General features: G+C 39.1%; 12 protein-coding genes. 8 read left to right on the top strand and 4 right to left on the bottom strand.

Translation table 11 applies throughout. From position 1 onward, the window contains the following. The first annotated feature begins 152 nt into the window (after positions 1-152). The 5 genes from TDE_RS10365 (at position 153) to TDE_RS10345 (ending at position 6,657) form a co-directional block, all read left to right on the top strand. Positions 153-1,484 (top strand): thymidine phosphorylase, encoded by a 1,332-nt coding sequence (locus TDE_RS10365; RefSeq protein WP_002680036.1) that lies wholly within the window; start codon positions 153-155, stop codon positions 1,482-1,484. A 26-nt stretch (positions 1,485-1,510) separates the two neighbouring features. Further along, entirely contained in the window at positions 1,511-3,643 is a 2,133-nt protein-coding gene (recJ, locus tag TDE_RS10360; protein WP_002680035.1) for a single-stranded-DNA-specific exonuclease RecJ, read from the top strand. Between the two features lie 12 nt (positions 3,644-3,655). Next, positions 3,656-4,606, top strand: a complete 951-nt coding sequence (locus tag TDE_RS10355) for a M23 family metallopeptidase (protein ID WP_002680034.1) — start codon at positions 3,656-3,658, stop codon at positions 4,604-4,606. Positions 4,607-4,682: 76 nt separating this feature from the next. After that, entirely contained in the window at positions 4,683-6,230 is a 1,548-nt protein-coding gene (locus TDE_RS10350) for a hypothetical protein (RefSeq protein WP_002680033.1), read from the top strand. Between the two features lie 25 nt (positions 6,231-6,255). Continuing rightward, entirely contained in the window at positions 6,256-6,657 is a 402-nt protein-coding gene (locus tag TDE_RS10345; protein WP_002668053.1) for a ParB N-terminal domain-containing protein, read from the top strand. A 93-nt stretch (positions 6,658-6,750) separates the two neighbouring features. On the opposite strand, the gene TDE_RS10340 is transcribed toward TDE_RS10345, so the two are convergent. The 4 genes from TDE_RS10340 to TDE_RS10325 are packed head-to-tail and all read right to left on the bottom strand — an operon-like array spanning position 6,751 to position 12,555. After that, positions 6,751-8,406: an AMP-binding protein gene (locus TDE_RS10340; RefSeq protein ID WP_002680032.1), complete on the bottom strand. Its 1,656-nt coding sequence runs from the start codon at positions 8,404-8,406 to the stop codon at positions 6,751-6,753. A gap of 51 nt (positions 8,407-8,457) precedes the next feature. Next, the gene (locus TDE_RS10335) at positions 8,458-9,702 is read right to left on the bottom strand and encodes an extracellular solute-binding protein (RefSeq protein ID WP_002674509.1); all 1,245 of its coding nucleotides are present in this window, start codon (positions 9,700-9,702) and stop codon (positions 8,458-8,460) included. Positions 9,703-9,711: 9 nt separating this feature from the next. Continuing rightward, positions 9,712-11,892 (bottom strand): YncE family protein, encoded by a 2,181-nt coding sequence (locus TDE_RS10330; protein ID WP_002680031.1) that lies wholly within the window; start codon positions 11,890-11,892, stop codon positions 9,712-9,714. A gap of 6 nt (positions 11,893-11,898) precedes the next feature. Next, on the bottom strand, positions 11,899-12,555 hold the full coding sequence (locus TDE_RS10325) for a CpXC domain-containing protein (protein ID WP_002680030.1): 657 nt from the start codon (positions 12,553-12,555) through the stop codon (positions 11,899-11,901). A gap of 135 nt (positions 12,556-12,690) precedes the next feature. On the opposite strand from TDE_RS10325, the gene TDE_RS10320 reads away from it, so the two are divergent. The 3 genes from TDE_RS10320 to mnmE are packed head-to-tail and all read left to right on the top strand — an operon-like array spanning position 12,691 to position 17,214. Continuing rightward, positions 12,691-14,769, top strand: coding sequence for a putative glycoside hydrolase (locus tag TDE_RS10320; RefSeq protein WP_044971495.1), 2,079 nt, complete (start codon positions 12,691-12,693; stop codon positions 14,767-14,769). Continuing rightward, positions 14,769-15,809, top strand: coding sequence for a phosphatase PAP2 family protein (locus TDE_RS10315; protein WP_002680028.1), 1,041 nt, complete (start codon positions 14,769-14,771; stop codon positions 15,807-15,809). The genes TDE_RS10320 and TDE_RS10315 overlap by 1 nt, the downstream gene beginning before the upstream one ends. Continuing rightward, a complete protein-coding gene (gene mnmE, locus TDE_RS10310; RefSeq protein ID WP_002680027.1) occupies positions 15,796-17,214 on the top strand; it encodes a tRNA uridine-5-carboxymethylaminomethyl(34) synthesis GTPase MnmE in 1,419 nt (472 codons plus the stop codon). The genes TDE_RS10315 and mnmE overlap by 14 nt, the downstream gene beginning before the upstream one ends. The last annotated feature ends 4 nt before the right edge of the window (positions 17,215-17,218 follow it).

Below are 17,218 nucleotides of genomic sequence, written 5' to 3'. Positions count from 1 at the left end.
TATCCACAAGTTTTACATAGATTTTTCACATTTCGTATTCTACAATATAAATCATTCATTGTCAATTATCAAGTTCAATCATCAAGTTCAATCAAATTTTAGACTTGACATTTATGTACTTTCATACTAATATCAACAATGAGAGGTAACACATGAGAGCAACGGATATTATTATGAAAAAACGCGGAATAAAGGGGCAGGCTATAGAGCCCTTAAACCGCAAAGAGATAGAATTTATTGTAAATTCTTATGTAAGGGGTGAAATTCCCGAATATCAGATTTCGGCATGGCTTATGGCCGTGTATTTTAACGGAATGACCTTTGAAGAAACTGCTATTCTTACGGATGTTATGCTTCATTCCGGGAAGGTGATGGACCTTTCAAGCCTTGAAGGCCCCTTTGTCGATAAACATTCTACCGGAGGGGTAGGGGATAAGCTCTCGCTTCCTCTTGCTCCCATTGTTGCGGCAAACGGTGTTAAGGTTCCAATGATGAGCGGCCGGGCACTTGGCCACACGGGAGGAACTCTCGATAAGCTTGAGGCAGTTACGGGCTACCGCACCAACTTGACCGAAGCCGAATTTAGGAATTTTATAGAAAAAACAGGCTTTGCCATGACGGGGCAGACAAAGGAAATCGTTCCTGCAGACCGCCTTCTATATGCGATGCGGGATGTTACGGCCACAGTTGAATCCGTTCCGCTTATAACTTCGAGTATTCTTTCAAAAAAAGTTGCAGAAGGTTCCGAAGCCCTCGTTTTTGATGTAAAATGCGGAAAGGGTGCCTTTATGAAAACCTTGAGCGATGCGAAAGCCTTGGCGGTAAGCCTTGTAGGTACGGCTAAGGCTATGGGTAAAAAGGCGCGGGCTCTTATAACCAATATGAATGAACCTCTCGGCACGATGGCCGGAAACTTTTTGGAAATAGAAGAAACGATAGATATTTTAAAAGGACAAGGACCCGCGGACAGTACTGAGCTTACCTTGCAGCTGGCCGCTCACATGCTCGTTCTGGGAGGCAAGGCTAAGACGGAAGAAGAGGGGCTTTCTCTTGCAAAAGAAGCCGTAAGCTCAGGAAAAGCCTTGGATCTTTTTATAAAAAATATAGAACTTCAGGGAGGCAATCCCAAGACCCTTATGGCGGAATATAAAACCCGCCGCAGCAAATTCTTTGAAGAATTGAAGGCAGAAAGGGACGGCTTTATCGAGAGCATTAATGCTTTTGAGGTCGGTATGGCCGGTGTAAACCTTGGAGTCGGAAGAAATAAAACCACCGATCCCGTATGCCCCGATGCCGGAGTTGAAATTTTAAAACACAAGGGCGATTCCGTAAAAAAAGGAGACCTTATAATGAGGGTCTACGGAAAGGATTCGGCTTCGGTTTCCGCTTCAATGCCCTTATTGAAAAACGCTATAGAATATTCCGATAAGGCTCCGCAAAAAAATAAGCTTATTTTTAAAATTATCAAACAAGAAGAACTTTAAATTTTAAATCCAATGCGGAGAAAAAAATGGACTGGCAAAAAAAAGAAATAGGCCCCGAACTTGTAAACGAGATAAAAAGAAAATACGGATGTGATCCTCTGACTTCGGCAATATTGGTACGCCGCGGTATTATCGAAGGGAAGGATATTTTATTCTATTTGGAAGACGATATGCGCTATCTTCACAGTCCCTTCCTATTTAAAAACATGGAAGATGCCGTAGACCGTATTCTGGATGCAAAAGAAGAAGGGGAGAAGGTTTTAATTTTCGGCGACAGGGATGTGGACGGCATTACGAGCACGACTCTTCTTTATGAAGCCTTAAAGGATATGGGGCTTGATGTGTCATGGCGTATTCCTACCGGAGATGAGAGCTATGGGCTTTCCATGGAAGCCGTGGAAAAGCACGCTGCAAATGACGGCACCCTTATCATAACGGTGGACTGCGGTATTTCCAATTTTAAGGAAATTGAAAAAGCCAATAGTTTAGGTATCGATGTAATAGTAGTTGACCACCATACCCCTCAGGAGAACCTACCTGAGGCAGCCGTAATAATAAACTGTAAGATGCCCGATTCGGGCTATCCCCACGAAAATCTATCGGGCTGTGCTACGGCATGGAAACTTATTACCGCACTTCGTTTCGGTATGCAGCCCTTTTATAAACAACAAGTTTCCCTTTTAAATGTAAGGCCCGTAAATGACGCTTACTCCATAGAAGCCGTAAAACTTGTAAATATGGTTCAAATCGGAAAAATTACCGAAACCATAGTTCCGGGAATGCTTTCTTTTTCGGAAACAAGGCTTGGCTCTTTTTTAAACGGTCAGCAAATATTCGTATGGGATGCTCCCTTACAAAAAAAACAGCTTAAAAATATCTTCGGAAACGGAATCGAATTTAACTTTTTTGATTTTCAGCCCGAGGTTGCAAAACAATTTCCGCAAATGGGAGATATGAGCCTTTTGCGTTTAAAAGAATTTTCGACAATCGGAAAATACTACGAGGATGCCCAGTCGGAACTCGAAACCTTTAAAAATATCTTTATAACCTTTATTCAGCAAAAAAATAATTTTTACGGAAAAAGAGAGGCTTCCGAAATTCAGCTGGTTGCCCTTTCGACCCTTGCCGACCTCATGGAATTAACCGGAGAAAACCGTATAATAGTAAAACAAGGCTTAAAAGAAATAAACAAAAAGCCCCGCCTCGGTCTTGTAGACCTGATGGCTATGCAAAAACTTTTAGGGGCTCCCATAGGCACCGAAGAGATAGCATGGAATATCTCGCCATTGGTAAATGCCTCCGGCAGAATGGGTAGGCCCGAAACGGCTATCGAGCTTTTTCTTGCTCAAGATTCGGGCGAAAGAACGGCTAAGGCCCAAGAAATATTTCAAATGAATGAGGACAGAAGGGCTCTTGGTTCCAAGGCTTGGGAAATTGCCCTGCCTCTTGCGATTGAAAGCTTAAAGGAATATAACGAAAAATTGGTAGTTGCCGTCAGTGCGGAATTTCATCGCGGAATTACCGGAATTCTTGCAGGAAAGTTGGCAGAATACTTTAAGCTACCGGCCCTTGCTATCTGCCTGATGCCTGACGGCAGTGCCGTTGCCTCGATAAGGTCGGCGAGGGGCTTCCGTCTTTTGGACTTCCTTGAACCCTATAGCGAGCTTTTTTTGGACTACGGCGGACATGATTTTGCGGCAGGTTTCGGCATCGAGCAGGAAAAGCTTACGAAGTTTTTGGAAAGTTTAAAACAATTTTCCGGGTCAATGGAATTTGAAAATGATGCAGATTCCGAAACTCTTACAATTGATGCCGAGCTTCCTCATGATTACTTAAAACCCGAAATCTTACATTTAGTCGATAAATTTGAGCCTTACGGATGTAATTCTCCGGCTTTGACCTTTATGACAAAGCGGGTAAAAATTTTAAATGCAAACATTATAGGCAAGGCCGAGCCCCTTCATTTGCGCTTTAACTTGGAGTGCGGGAAATATAAATGGAATGCTCTTTATTGGAAGGCTGCCGAAAAACTGGGAACGGAGTTTAAGGTTGGGGACTATGCCGACATAGTATTCAATGTATCGAAAAACTATTTTAACGGTACGGTTACTCCTAAAATGGTTATCAAGGATTTAAAAAAAATAGATTATGTGAACTAAAGGATTATTAAAATGTTAAAAAAAGGAAGTTTTCAAGTATTATTGTTTTTTTGCTTTTTATTTGCACTCCATCCATCGGGAAAGAAGGAAGTTTCCGATATTGAACAAAACGGCAAATCGGAAAAAGCTCTATATATTATTTCGCTGCCGGAGAGCGGAGATTTGGGTTCTTTTTTTAACGTAAAATTTAAGGCTGCACGCAAAATAGAAAAAGCATGGATTACTATTTATGACACATCGGAAAAAAAAGTTCAAACCATCAATGCTTTTCCTCTTGATAAGACGGAAAAAGAATGGGCTGCAATTGCGGCTGTTGCCGTTTGGTGGAAGAGCGGCAAATGGAAAATTCGGACTCATCTTATAATTGACGGAGCTTTATTTGAGGAAGATAGGGGCTTTGAAGTTTTAGAAAGAGAATTTGAAGAGTATGTAATGAAATTGAGCAAAAAAAATTCACAAATTTTAAGAGATAAGAGTCCTAAAAAAACCGAACAGCGAAACAGGTTTGCAGAAGTTTTAAAGGTGCAAAACCTTGAAAGCCTTTATTTTAAGGGTCTCTTTGCAATGCCTTTTGATGCAAAAAGAATAAGCTCAACTTTTGCCGAAAAGCGCACCTCAAAATACCCTGACGGAAAAACCTCGGTGAGCCGCCACTGGGGAATCGATTATCCTTCTCCCATAGGAACGCCGATCTTTGCTCCCGGAACGGGAAAAGTTGTGCTTGCCGAAAACAGGATAGTAACGGGCTGGACCCTTGTAATAGAACATGCTCCTGCTGTTTACACCATTTATTATCATCTAAATAAGATTCACGTAAAAGAAGGTTCTTTGGTAAAACAAGGAGAAAAAATTGCAGATATAGGAACAACGGGTTTTTCGACAGGCCCCCACCTTCATTGGGAGCTGCGTATAAATGAAATTCCTGCAGATCCCGAACTTCTTTTAAAAAAAGAATTATTTTAGGGTTTTATGGTTATATAGCTACATAGTATTGACAAAGAGACTCTAATCCTTTATACTGTTTCTTGTGAGGTACTATATGAAAAATTTTAAATCTTTTATTTTATTCACCGTTATCGGCGTCCTTGCCGGATTTCTTATTTCTTGCGGAAATAAGGATGAAAAAGATATTATCGCCTTAAAAAAAGCATCGAGGGAAAAGGCCGCAAAATCTATTACGGAATTTTCAAACGAATATTTTATGGACGGAGATATAGAAAAAAACGGTTCGATTACATTTGATGCCCGGATTAAGGAGTTTAAAAATACCATTAAGAGCCCCGATTCTGATAAGAATCCTTTGAATACGGCAGGTATTGAGAATCTTATAAAAAACAACATCGGTTTGAATTTTACTTTTATCAATGACCAAAAAGAAAAAGCCCTTTTTTATTCTTACGGTATTAAGGGTCCTGCTTCCGGAATGTCCGATATTCCTATTTTTATCATGAAATTTGGCGATAAAAATATTGAAGCAGCCAGCCCTTTTTTAAAGGACACTACATTTTATCTGCCGTCAAACGGTATAGGTAAATTTTTAGCTTTGATTTCTCCTAAAAATTTCCTTTCATTTTTTAATATGGATTTTTCCTATAATGAAATGAAAAATATGATGACGATGCAGCTTGACAGGCATTCCCAAAAAAGATATTTAAATGCCGAAAAAGCTCTTTATAAAAAAGCCGATATAAAAAAGACCGATTCGGGATATGAAATTACTTTTAACAATGAACAGCTAAAACAAATCCCTTCTCTTATTTGGTATGCCTTAAAAAACGATAACCGCTTAAAATTAATGTTGAGCATGTATGAAGATGTTCTTACAAAAGAAATGATGGATAAGTTTTCAGAAAATATTTCACCTGAAAAAATGACTATCCCTGATGGCTTCCGCATTACCGAAGAAATAGGCGTAAAAGACGGCTTAATTTCAAAAGATATGGTTACGGTTTTTGTAGCAGATAAACCATTGCTTAAATTAAGCTATGAAATTGAAGACTATAATTATGTTTTTAATAATTTAATTGCAAGTATAGAACTTTTTAGTGGTGTAGATTCTTCTTCCCATACTATCACATTTACAAGCAGGGGGGAATCAAACGAAAATAAAGCCGATTTTATGATAAATATGTGGCTTACTGCTAATGATTCGATGAGTGAAGATTTGACACTCGGAGCTCTAAATTATGCTATACTGATAGATAAAACAAAGCAGTCGGATAATTTTAAAGCTTCAATGAATTTTGCTTTCCCAAAAATGGTTCCCGTATATTCGGATGACGGCTATGACGGTAATAGAATGGAAATAATGGAAATGAATCTTTCCGGCAGCTTTAATAAGAAGAGTCCGGATACTGTGGAATTTGGTATTGATAAAATAAGCTTAAATTCTTCTAAAGAAATGGGCGGAGGAAGACTTGACGTTGAACTTGACTCAAAAATGGTTATCACTAACAAGATTATAAAGAAGATAGAAATGCCTAAAGACAGGGTGAATGTGCTTGAAATGAGCTCCGAGGACTGGACAAAAACCAAAGATGAGTTTATGATGCAGTTGGAAAATCTGTCAAAGGAGTATGGAAAATAAATCCTTTGATTATGGGGGAGAGCTTATGCAGATTCCTATAGAGAAAATAAAAGTAAGGCAAAGGGCCAGAAAAGAATTTATAGAAATTGAAGAGCTGGCAGAGAGCCTAAACCGTGTAGGGCTTTTAAATCCGATTATTGTAGATCAAAATAAAGTGCTTATAGCCGGCCAACGGAGATTGGAAGCGGCAAAAAAGCTGGGTTGGAAAACCATAGAAGCCAGAGTCCTTTCCGTAGAGGATGAAAGCCTTGCTCTCGATATCGAGATTGAAGAAAATGTGCAAAGACAGCAGTTTTCTAATGAGGAGCTTTTAAATGCTTTTACGCGTCTTAATCGCTTAAAAAATCCGGGATTTTTTGTAAGGATCTGGCGTTCAATAAAAGCCTTTTTTAAGCGGCTTTTCGGCAAAAAAAAGGAATCGGCCTAAGTTTAATTTTTATAGGAAAACGTTTTTTTAAAACATCAAGCCCGTTTTATCAAAATCAACGTAAAAAAAGCCTCCTAAAAAGGAGGCTTTTTATTATTTTTCTTTTACTCCTTCTGTTTGGAGTTTTCTATGACGTAGAGAATAAAGATAGCGCTTTATCTTTTGGCTTGCAGTTTTTTCAAACTCTTCTACAACTTCAATTTTATCTATCTTCGAAAACTTGTTGACCTTTGAGTTGACAAAAAATCTTATTTCGTTTAGCACTTCTTCTCTCTTATGCATTATGGCATTAGAGATTTCTGAAACGGCATCTCCTATGGCATCTTGTAAGCGGACATAAGCGACTAAGGATGTGTTTTCTCCTTCAACAACTAAGGATTCCGATACAAGGGGATGCTGGTTTAAGACAAATTCTATATCTTCGGGATAGATATTTTCGCCGGCGGCTCCTAAAATCATATTCTTTGATCTTCCCTTTAAGCTGATTCTTCCCTTATTATCTATGACGCATAGGTCGCCGGTTTTGAACCAGCCGTCTTCGGTAAAGGCTTCTTTTGTTAAGTCCGGGGCATTATAATAACCTTGCATGACATTGGGGCCTTTTACCAGTAGCTCGCCTATCCCTGTTTGAGGGTCTTTATCCCCTATTTTTATTTCTACACCCGGAATGGTGCCGCCTATTACGCCGGGAACGGTTTTGTACACTGCGGAATAAGCAACTAATGGAGAAGTTTCGGTAAGACCGTAGCCTATTGCATAGGGAAATTTTGCATCAACCATAAATTGCTCAACGACGGGATCGGTTTTTGATCCTCCTATACCGAAAAATTTAAGACGGCCTCCGAAGGTCTTTTTTAGCTTTTTTCCGGCCTTACGGCATAATAATTTTCTTCCGAGTTTTGTTCCGTAAATCTTCTTTATAAGAGGACTTGCATTAAAGGCCGGCAGAATTTTTTGTTTATATATTTTTTCGATTACAATCGGAACGCTCAACATAAAATGAGGCCTTATCTTTTGAAGAGCCGGCAGGAGGTTTCGAGGAATGGGCGGACCTTCAAGGTAGTAGATACAGGCTCCGTTCAGCATGAACATTAAAAAGCCTATTGTAAACTCATAAACATGGGACATGGGTAATATTGAAAGGGCTGCCTCGTATTGGTTTATGCGTTGACAGTGCTGACCTGCAATGGCCGTAAAGATAAGGTTTTTATGTGTAAGGACAACACCCTTAGAACGGCCCGTTGTACCCGATGTATAAATAATTGAAGCTGTATCTTCTTCTTTGCACTCATGCACAGGCAGTGGGGTATCCGTCTTTATTTCTCCCTTTTTTACAGCAAAGTCATTTATATTGATTATAATATCAAGGTCATCCGTATTGTTTAACTTTGCCAAAAGTTTTTCTCCGGCAAATATGGCCCTTGCTCCAGAATGCTTTAAACAAGAAGAAGCTTCACTTTCATTAAAATCAGGTAAAAGAGGTACGGCAATGGCTCCAAGTGTTACTATCGCAAAATACGAAATTGCCCACTGGGGCGAGCTTGTGCTGAAAATTGCTACCTTATCAAGCGGCTTTATGCCCAGCGAATGTAATAAGGTTTTTATAGACTCAACCTTTTCGTTAAGTTCTTTGTAGCTTATGGGTTGTTCAGATACATATGAAAGAGCCGGTCTATTTGAAAATTTTAAGACCGAATTTCTTAATAAGGCTGAAAATGTATATTTTCCGAGATCATTGATTGTCTGCATAAATACTCCGTTAAATGTTTATGACAATATAATTATAATAAGGTTGCATTTTTATTGATTTTTATACCATTCTGCTATTCTTTTATTAAGAGAAGGAATAGAATCGGGGTATGCTGAGGCATTACATGCGTCCTTCAAATAGGGCATTAAAATTTCTTTTTTTAGCATCGGCCAATTGCTCGGCAAAATATGAGGTGCATAAAAGCTTTGCGTCTGAGGCAGATGTGCCAGTAAAAGAGGATAATACCTTGGGAATAATTTTTCGGTTACTTGATGCAGGGCCGAAAAGCCTCCGGCAAGGCCGAAGGAATTTATCATCAGATCCATTTCATTGGCCCGATTTAAAAGCTGTTCTTGGGTTTTTACTTGAAAAAACCAAATAAAAAAAGCTTCGGCAGCTTTAGAGTTTTTTGCCTTGCTGCAAATTCCTCCATAAAGAATGTCGTCTTTTAAGGGAGTTTTCCCGCTGAAGGCAAGCCATCTAAAATCCATGTTTTCCAATCGTTTTTGAGGTGTAGAAAAAAGCTCCTCACTGGAGACATAATAAAAAAGACATCTTCCGTTTTTGACTAAAACATAGGGCGAGTCATAAAGATATTTGAATTTAAAGTCATCTTCGGCGGCAGCTGATGTATTTACCTCTCTGCTCCAATCTCTTATATAATTTATTGCATTTTGAAGGGATTTATCGTTCCATGAAAAAAAATCCTTTTCTTCTTCAAAGGATGCATTGAAGCCCTTGGTGTTCATATATAAAAAATCGTCCGACCAGCGTGGAGAAAAGCCCATTGCGGTATAAGTTCCTTTGATTCCCTTATTAAACTTAATTGAAAAATCCCTTATCTCATCAGGAGAAATGGAAAAATCGCTCTTTGTTTTAAATTTATTTGCCGAGGAAAAAATAATCATCGGTAAGTTAAAACTTATAGGCAATAGATATTGATTGCCGGAAATATTTCCTAGGTTTAAGAGCTCGGGATAAAAGTCGGTTTTGTTTATCTTTTTTTCTCCGAAAAGATTATTGATTTTTCTAAATTTTACTCTGGCGGATTTACCCTTAAGCCATGAACCTATAACTATGTCCGGCTGCACATCGGTATTGATGAGAGCATCGACAGGGCTTTTTTGGTATTCGACAATAATTTTATATTTGTTTTGCGAATTATTGAAAACCTCACAGTATGAAACAAACTCCGCCCTGTCCGTCCAGATGACCGCTATCTTGTCTTCTTCGGTTTTTGTACATGAGGTAAAAAGCATTGCTGCAAGGATTAAAAATAAAATATATCTTTTCATAAAATTCTCTTACTCTATTGTTACTGTTTTTAAAATAGCCCCTGTTTTCCGCTCATACCATGATAGAGTATCGCCGAAGTTAAGGCTGATAAAATATTTTTTTAAGATAACGGCTTCCTTCGGAAATCCGTATGAGCGGGATAATCTTCTGGCCTGCTTTGATGAGGTATTGTAGTGAACAAGCGAGCTGTTTCCCAAGTTGGTTAAAATGTCGTTTCCCGAAATTTCCAAAAAGGCATCTACGCTTTCTTCCTTGTAGGAAAGAATCGGTTTGAATGTGCTGTCTATAGTATTTTTTCGGTTTAAGCTGATATGCAGCAGCTCCGTCTTAGGCGAGGGACTTGTTCCTACCAAAAAACATGCAAGGCTGTTAGGGCGTGAAGCATTTTGCTCAAGGGCAAAGGCTAAATTTCCTTCCATCGGAATCGGACTTGTTTCTTCCGTTAGGGTATTTATTATAAAGACCGGACTTTGGGATCGTCCTATGGCGCTTTTGGCAATCAGCATTGTGTTGTCGTCTACTTGAACCGCATTTTGGATTCCCGGAGCATTATAGACGAATTCTTTTTTTCCGTTATCAAAATTAACCAATGTAACTCCGTTAAAAGATTCTACATATAAAAATAAATTCTTATAAACCGAAACGGATATGACGGTTTCTTTAGGAATGATAATCTTTTTTAATGACTTTGTATCAAGGGAGTAGTGAGAGATAGGCATCCCCTTTTTTATGTCCGACCAGAGCAAAAATCCGTTGTTATAAAATGTAAACTTATTTGTTTTAAGGTCTTCTATTATCGGAACGGGTTTTTCTTCAGGGGAATTTTGAACATATATTTTTCCGTCTTTTAGAATATATAAAATATTTCCGTCGCTTGTAATGTCATCTATTTTTGAGTCGGAGTAGGTAAGCGGTTTTTCAAGATTTACTGAAGAGTCTTCATTTAAGCCTATCATGTAAATAGAACCGTCTTGGGTGCCGATTACCATGTGATTTTTAATATGGCGGGCTGCCGTTATTTTGGAATTCCCCGGCACATAAAAGCCGCTCGAAGAAGCGTCTCCCTGTCTTATACACCATTCATTTTTTCTTCGAGTTCTTTCGATCCAAATAGGAACCGAATCTTGAATTTTGGAAGCAAAGAGGGCGTATCGGGCTTGATGTTTGGATACCGTTTCTCCCGTAACTGCATCTATTACGTAGACATTATTGTCCTTATAGCCGATAATTCTTGTAAAGTTTTTTATAAGATTCGGATTTTCAAGTTTGTTTTCTGTTCTGAATTCTTTTAGCTTTTTTTTCTTTGCTATATCGGTGTAAACAAGGCGGCCTGATTCTCCGTAAGTTACAATGCTTCTTTCGGTTGATGCCGTAGCTGCCAAAAAAACAATCCCGGGGGCTTCTTGATAGATGTTTTGCACTATGCCTTTTGAATCCAATACCGTGATACCGTCGGTAGATCTGTTGCCTACAAAAAGGTAGGTTCCGTTGGCCGACCATGAAAGGGATACGACCGAATCGGATAAGCGTTTTGAAAATAAGGTTTTCTTTTTTGCCCAATCCCAAAGAGAAACTTGATGAATGCTAAAGCCGTTTGTTTCATAAACTGCAACGAGTTGTCCTTTAGGGTGTACGGCTATTTTTTGTATCGGCATACTTGAAAGCTGCCAAGTATCGGGCTCAAATTTTGGGTAAGAATATCTGGTAACAAAGCCGTCTTTCCCTGCTGCAAAAAATATCGGCAATGTTCCCGAATTCATTATCTCGGTAACGCCTCCCGAAAATTTGTGAACGACCTTTGCCGAACGAAGTTTGTCTTGTTCGGGAAGGTTTGCCCTTGCGGCCGAGTTACGTGAATAAAGAGCCTTATCGTTTGCAACCGCAAGGGTCATAGCCTGAGCGAATACAAGGATATTTATTTTTTTTTCTTCCGGTTTTATCTCTGAGGATTGAGCTCCCGTGTTTGCACTTGGTGCCGGTTGAGTTTGTGAGGCGGCGTTTGAGTTTGTGTTCGGCTGTGATTGTGATGGAGTGCTTGAGCCTGATGTTCCGCCTCCTTGGCCGGTTCCTCCTGTTGTTTGTTCTCCTTGATTTTCGGCAACTTCACTCCAAGGCAAATCCGTATTTTGAGCACCTAATGAAAAGCATAAAATTAAAGCAAAAAATAAAAAAAGATATTTTTTGTACATAAACTATTAATCCCTTCCTTCTGTGAAAATATTTTGGTAGGAAAGATAGTTTCCCAAATAGACTGCCGTAAAAATTTCGGACTTCTTTTTGTTTTTTATATCTTGACAAATCGAGTCATATAATTTGACGGGAATTTTCATAACTGCTACTTGATCTTCTTTTAAGCCGTATACATAAAACTCGAAACTGCCGTCATTGTTTACCGAGTGGAAAAATATCTTTATCTTTTTGCCCTTTATATCCTTTCCGCTGTCCAATATAAAGAATTTTAAAACTTCCATGGCATGAGGATCAAGGCCTGCTTCTACAACTGCAAGCCGTTCAGCCAATTCCGAATAGCCTATAACCGGGGTCTCATCGGCTTTTTCATATTCTATCTTTTCGGTTTTTTTTGTTTTTTCGTTTATCTCTTTTAATCCGGTGCAGCTGGAAAGGCAGGCTATTCTGTCGGCCTCCGGAACGAAGAGTAAGATAAGCTTTTTGGAAGGCCATTCTATTCTTGTCTTTATTTCGGAACGGACCTTTCTTCCGCATTGAGGGCATTTAAAGGTCAAATATGAACCGTCAGCTATTTTTTTTAATATTTCCGGTTCTTTATCTAAATTTATTTTGGCATGATGCTCAATTTCAAAACTTGCATCGCAAGGACAATGTATCTTCATAATAAAACTCCAATATTCTATTATTATACCAAATTTTAGAGAAAAATGTAAGGGCTGATGAGGTTGTTTATCGGCCGGTATAAATTGTAAGAAGTTTTATCAAAAAAAATACCGGCTTGCATATATCTTCAATTTATGGCATTATGTGAGCCTATGAAAATGTTTTATTGCGGTAAAAGAGCTTTAAGGCTTGCTTTTGTTTTGTTGATTGTTATGCTCCCGCTTTATGCCCAAGATGCTTTTTTGGCAGGAAGTTCTGAGGGTTTGTTTAAAATAGATAATTTTAGGGCAAAAAAAATTTGGAGTGATGCGCCCGTTTTTAAAATATCTAAGGCCGGAAATCAATGGCTTTTTTTAACCGGCAAGGGGCTTGCTGCAAGCAAAAACTTAAAAGAATTCTACTACCTAAATGATAAGCTTCCTAAAAAAATAATTAAAAATATAGATAAAAACGGAAACAAGACTTTTATAGAAAAAATTCCTCAACTTAAAGATTTGGAAGTTCACCCCTTTAATCCGAACATCTTTGTTACTGCAACTTCAAGCAATGTTTTTTTAACACGGGATTCCGGAAAAACTTGGGAGAACCTTGGAGCCAATCATTCGGTAAACGGAATAAAGGCTGTCAGTGTTTTGGATATGCCTAATTCAAGGGGCGAAAAAGTTTTAACGGTTTTTGTTTCTCACTCTATTGCAGGTATGGCTTGGAAGCAGCCGGATGTAAATTCAAAAATTTGGAACGATATAAGTGACGGTTTAAAAAAAGGACCTGAAGGGATTGAAGAAATATCGGATATTGTTTTTAATCAAATCTCGAACAACTCTCAAGTTTACTGTGCTCAAACATTTTCAGGTTTGATGTATAAGCTCGATTGGAATAAAAAATTATTTATATCCTTAAATGAAAAAGAAGCAAACAATAAAAAGCTTGTTTGTGTCGATAGTTTAAATATAATAGACAATACGGTTTTCGGAGTTATGGAAGGCGGTTTATTTGAAACCGATTTAATTATGCCGAATACTCAAATCTATACTTCCAACAAATTATTGAAAGATTATAATAAGGTCAAAAAATACCTAAAGAATTCAAAGTATCTTTGTGCCTTTGTTCCGAATAGTTTGACCTCGCTTGACGGTAATTTGTCCTTATCCGAACTCTGGTTATTACACGACAAAAAAAATCAAAGCAATCCTTATTTAAAAATCTCTGACGGTAAAAAAGGCATTTATACTCCCACTCATCAGATGCGGGATGAAAAATCTTTTGAAAAGCATCTTAAAACAATCAAGGACAATAAGCTAAATGCTCTTGTAATAGACATGAAAGATGAGGCCGGCTTTGTCCGCTATGAAAGTAAAAACGAAGATATAAAAAAATATAACGGCATAAAATATCCTCTCGATATCGAAAAATTTATAAAAAGAGCAAAGGCTGAAAATATCTATCTTATTGCCCGAATTGTCGTATTTAAAGATAAAAATTTATATAGATATAATAACGGGCAATATGCCGTTCAGGATAAAGAAACCGGTAAACCTTGGCAGGGGTATGATCTCTATAACGGAGAAAAAGAAAACATAGAGGAATATTGGGTCGACCCTTATAATGAAAATGTTTGGAAATACAACGTCGATATAGCCGAAGAACTTTGCTCCCTCGGTTTTGACGAAATTCAATTCGACTATATTCGTTTTCCTACCGACGGCTTAAACCTTGCAGATATCCGATATCCGGCAAGGGAAAACGGCATGGACAAGGTTAGTGCCCTTATGTCTTTTTTAGCCTACTCACGCGAAAGAATCAAGGCTCCTATTTCCATAGATATTTACGGAGCAAACGGCTGGTACCGCACGGGTGCCCGCACGGGGCAGGAGGTAGAACTTCTTGCAGAATATGTGGACGTTATCTGCCCAATGTTCTATCCCAGTCATTTTTCTCAAAGTTTTTTGGCTTATCAGCCTGCCGAAGAAAGGCCTTATAGAATTTATCATCAAGGTTCTTATAGAAATAAATTGATGGCACGCAACAAGGTAATTGTACGCCCTTGGGCTCAAGCCTTTTTTATTCCCGTTTCTTATGATAAAAAATACTATGATGAAAATTACGTAAAACGCCAAATCTTAGGAATTAAGGATTCCATAGATGAAGGCTATATTTATTGGAATAATTCGGGGCGTTACTTGGATCTGCGTCCTGATGGGGAGGGCTTATAATGGCGGAACTTTCGGCAGCTTCAAAAGAACTTCATGCAGTACACCAATGGGGAATAGAAGTAATAAGAACCGTACAAAATTTTTCAAGCCCTTTTCTTAATGAAATAATGAAAATTTTTACGGATGCGTCAACCTACGGCTTTGTCGTTTTTATTGTAGGCTTATATCTTTGGTGTATAGATTATAAAAAGGGGCTTCATCTTGCCTATGCCGCTGCCTTTACCTCAGGACTCAACGGAGGAATTAAACGAATTTTAAAAATTCCACGTCCCTTTACGCATGCACCCGAAATCATGCTTAAAAGCATAGGCGGCTTTTCAACGCCGTCTGGACATTCTTCGATAAGCGCTTTTATATATCCGGCTGTCTTGTTTTATAAACCCTTTAGAGAAAACCTCTCAAAGGATTCCCAATCGGCAAAATCTCAAAAAAGCGGCTCAGCTTCTGGTAAGCTAAAAATAGCGGCTGCAATTATCCTTCCGCTCTTGGTAGGTTTTTCACGGGTTTATCTCGGTGTGCATTATCCGACCGATGTCTTATTAGGCTGGGGCCTTGGTGCGTTTATCTTTTTAAGTATGATGTTTTTTCTTCCCGCAATTGAAGCAAAGCTTTCTACATTAAATAGGACAGATGAGGGCGATGCCAAAAATATTAAGTTCAAAAAAACTGCATCAATAAGGTTTACCCTTGCGGCTTTTTTTTCGTTTATACTCATTTTTATTTCGAGAGAAAAGGTGACCGAAGCCGGTGCTATCCTTGGACTGGCTTTTGGAAATATCCGTATCTTTGAAAACTCGAAATATAGCTTTGATGCTTCTTCGGGAACTTGGGTTCAAAAGCTTTTACGTTTTATAATAGGGTCTGCTCTTTCCTGTATTCCCATTTTAATTTTTTATCTTTTAAAAATAGATTCAAGCTATGCACAATACAGACTCTACCGTTTTCTGGAATTTTTTATGATCGGTCTTATTGCTTCAGGGCTTGCTCCGATAATATTTTGCCTTTTAAAAATTTCGGGAGAAGATAATGCAGATAGGTAAATATTCCCTGGGCGATCCTATAGCCGCAATAGCTACGGCCCTAAGCCCTGCCGCTTTGGGCATTGTCCGCACTTCGGGGGAGGGGGCGATAGACCTTGCTTCCGCAATCTTTTCAAAACCTAAAAAACTAAAAGAAGCCCAAGGTAACAGCATCTTGCACGGCTGGGTTTTAGACCCCGAATCAAAAAAAGAAGTCGATGAAGTTACGGTCTGCGTTTATCGGGAACCTAAAAGTTTTACGGGAGAGGATTCCGTCGAGTTTATCTGTCATGGCGGAACTGCCGTAGTGTTAAAAATTTACCGCCTTTTAATCGAAAACGGTTTTAGAGCGGCAGAGGGCGGGGAGTTTACATTCCGTGCCTTTGCGAACGGAAAGGCCGATCTAACGCGGGCCGAAGCTGTAAACGAAATCATCAATTCAAAAACCGATATAAATATAGAGCTTGCAGCAGGCCGCCTGTCGGGAAATCTTTTTTCGGGCATAGAGGAAATAAAGCACGAACTCACGGCTGTCATCGCTGCGGCCGATGTCGAAATAGAATACCCTGAAGATGAGGAGACAAGCCAAGGGGCTTTTTCCCCTGATTTGATTTTACGGATTATCGAACCTTTAAAAGATTTAGCCGATTCATGGGCTGCAGAAAAAATCTTTATTCAAGGAGCTAAGGTTGTCCTTGCGGGTAAGACCAATGCCGGAAAGTCCTCCCTCTTTAATGCCCTCCTAAAAGAAGACAGAGCAATAGTTTCGGATATTCACGGTACGACGAGGGACTGGCTTGAAGCTTCCTTAAACTTTAACGGTATCCCTGTAAGCCTTTACGACACGGCGGGTATACGCTATACTCAGGATTCGATAGAAGCTATCGGTGTTGAGCGGAGCTTGGAGATGAGCCGGAATGCCGACCTCATCCTCTACCTTTGCGACCCTAAAGATATCTTGTCCGCAGGTAGTTTAAACAAGGATGATTCCGAGTTTATAAAAAATGCAAAGGCTCCGGTAATTACGGTTATCACAAAAGAGGACTTACTCGATACCGAGTCAAAAGAAAAAATAAAAGAAATCTTAAAAGCCGAAAAAATTGCGGAGCCCATAATAATTTCATCAAAGGCTTCTAACGGAATTAAGGCCTTGTCCGAAAAGGCCTATTCTGTTCTTGCAAAAAATACAGGCAGTTCCGGCTTTTCAAAAACAGCTTCCCTCGGAAGCGAAAGACAGAGGGATGCCGTTCAAAAGGCCCTGGATGTGCTTCAAACAGCCTATCAAAATTCTCTTGAAGGTTTTCCCCTCGACCTCATCGTAGAAGACCTTGAAGAAGCCTTAAGCTTTTTGGGCGAAATTACCGGAGAAGTCCGCTCCGACGATATCCTTGACAAGGTCTTTTCAGGCTTTTGTGTAGGAAAGTAAGGGG

The sequence above is a fragment of the Treponema denticola ATCC 35405 genome (assembly GCF_000008185.1).
GTDB classification, from domain to species: domain Bacteria; phylum Spirochaetota; class Spirochaetia; order Treponematales; family Treponemataceae; genus Treponema_B; species Treponema_B denticola.
This window is presented reverse-complemented; position numbering and strand designations above follow the sequence as displayed.